Raw genomic sequence first — 2047 nt, forward strand, 5'->3', positions numbered from 1 at the left:
ACAGGTACAGAGGCACCGACAAAAAGCCCCGGCATCCATCTTCCGGGGGCGTTCTGTGCCTGCCCGATCTGGTCTGCCTTGATTTGGTTCGCGCCATTTCGACGTAAAGCCCGAATGTCTTATTCCGCCGCCACGGCTGGCATTGCCGCACCGACAAGCTCCACCCCCGGAAGGCGCGCCAGGGTGTCTAGATCAGCGACGTAGCGGCCGCGAAGGTCGGCCAGTTGCAGGCCCGGAAAGCCCTGTTCGATACCGGTCTGCGGCTGGCGGGCATGGAAGGCAAGGATACGGTCGCGCTGGCCGGGCGCAAAGCGGGCGCCCTGGCGGTAGTGACGCTGGATCATGGCGACGGCGCTGTCGGTGACGCGCGGTGCAGCGGCGGGCATCACCGGATCGGTCAGCCTGAGGCCGGGGGCGAGATGGGCCAGAACTTCCATCGGATGCGGCCGGGTTGCGAGGATCGTGACCTTGCGTGCCTCAAGCCCGTCGCGCAGCGCTTCCACCACCTCGACCCAGCCCCCGGAAAAACTTGCCATGGCGGTCGCGTATTCGGCAAAGGGTTCGACCAGCCGGTCCAGCGCGAAGCGACGCCAGGCGCCGACGAACAGGGCGTCATAGGGCGCGACGGTGAAAATGACGTGGTCCACCGGCCGACCGAGGGCAGAACGCAGAACCTCGGCCCGGCTGCGCGCCGCAGGATAGAACCGGCCGTTCAGAAGACTGGCCATGCGTCCGGCCAGATCGTGTTCGGACAGGATCAGACCGCGTCGCCCGTCTTCGGGGACCGGAATTGCATCGACCATCCGGCTGGAAAACACCTCTGCCCCCAAGCCGGTATGACGTGGCTCGGGAAAGGCGAAGTCAAAGTGGCCGCCCGGGGCACCACCGCGTCCGGGATAGGCCAGATCATATCCGGCGGCGTCAATGGCATCACGATTGACGCCAACGAACCGCTGCACATCCTCGGCCTCGCAACAATGCGCTCCGGCATGAACGAGAATCTCATACGACTCTGTGGTCATTGGTGCTGCCTTCCCCAGATCGTTTCCACGATCGCAACCAAATATGGTTTATATTTGGCAAATCTTGGTTCTTGGCTTGGCCGAAGAGTTCCGAATCGTTTCAATGGGTTCCGCCGGACTGTTCACAAAAGAAGCAGCGCGGACCCGGCCTGCCGCCGCCAGCGCGAAATCGGCGCTGAATTCTGCAGTGCAATGCTTTGATCCAATGTGTCGCCGCCTCAAAACTCGACGCGAATTTACGCAGTTTCAGCGCACTATCGCATCACAACGCTACTGGATGCGAAATTGTACCGGGCGTTGGTTGACGATTCATTCATCGGCGGGGGTGCGCGCCGAACACGAGACGCCCCGGATCAGGCCCCGAGTTTCGCCAACTCGACCAAAACCGGAAACGTAGTCAGTTCGGCAATTTTGGAAGAGACAAGGAACTCAGATGCTTCAACGGCTCACCACGGTGCCCCGCCTCGTGCTTGGCACGGCATTCGCGCTTGCCCTGCCGATCACCGCCCAGGCACAGGAGGCATGCACGACCTACACGGTCAAGGCGGGCGATACGCTCGCCGGTATCTCGTTCGCTGCCTATGGCAGCTACAACTACCAGACACTCTTCAATGCCAACAGGGACCGGCTGGCGAGCAACCCCAACAATATGTCAGAAGGCATGGAGCTGGCACTGCCTTGCGAGGATGGTCGGCTCAGCGCTGATCAGGACCTGTCCTCTGTTATCGAGGAAGAAGAGCAGAAGTATCAGGAGGCCAGACCGCAGAACAATGTCTATGCGCCACCTTTGAAGTTCGTGACCGGCAACAACTGGAAACCCTTTGCCGACGAAAGCCTGTCCGGCGGCGGTATCTTTGTAAAGATTGCCACAACTGCCCTGCACCGCGCCGGGAACGACCGCGAACAGATCACGTCCTGGGTCGACGACTGGGGATCGCATCTTGATACGCTGCTGCCGAGCGGTGCGTTCGACGTGTCGATTGCCTGGACCAAGCCCGATTGCGACAACATGGATGTTGTGTCGG

The 2047-nt window shown here is 61.3% G+C and carries 2 protein-coding genes; one reads left to right on the forward strand and one right to left on the reverse strand.

What is annotated here, in order from left to right:
- Nucleotides 1–119: 119 nt before the first annotated feature.
- Nucleotides 120–1022 carry a hypothetical protein gene (locus WBB85_RS14520; RefSeq protein WP_432639318.1) on the reverse strand — a complete coding sequence of 301 codons (903 nt, stop codon included), beginning with the start codon at nt 1020–1022 and terminating at the stop codon, nt 120–122.
- Nucleotides 1023–1455: 433 nt separating this feature from the next.
- Between WBB85_RS14520 and WBB85_RS14525 the strand changes: the two genes are divergently transcribed.
- Nucleotides 1456–2047, forward strand: a 592-nt coding sequence (locus tag WBB85_RS14525) for a LysM peptidoglycan-binding domain-containing protein (protein WP_432639319.1), incomplete at its 3' end; no start/stop codon positions are given.

Source organism: Albidovulum sp. (assembly GCF_049646345.1).
Classification (GTDB): domain Bacteria; phylum Pseudomonadota; class Alphaproteobacteria; order Rhodobacterales; family Rhodobacteraceae; genus Albidovulum.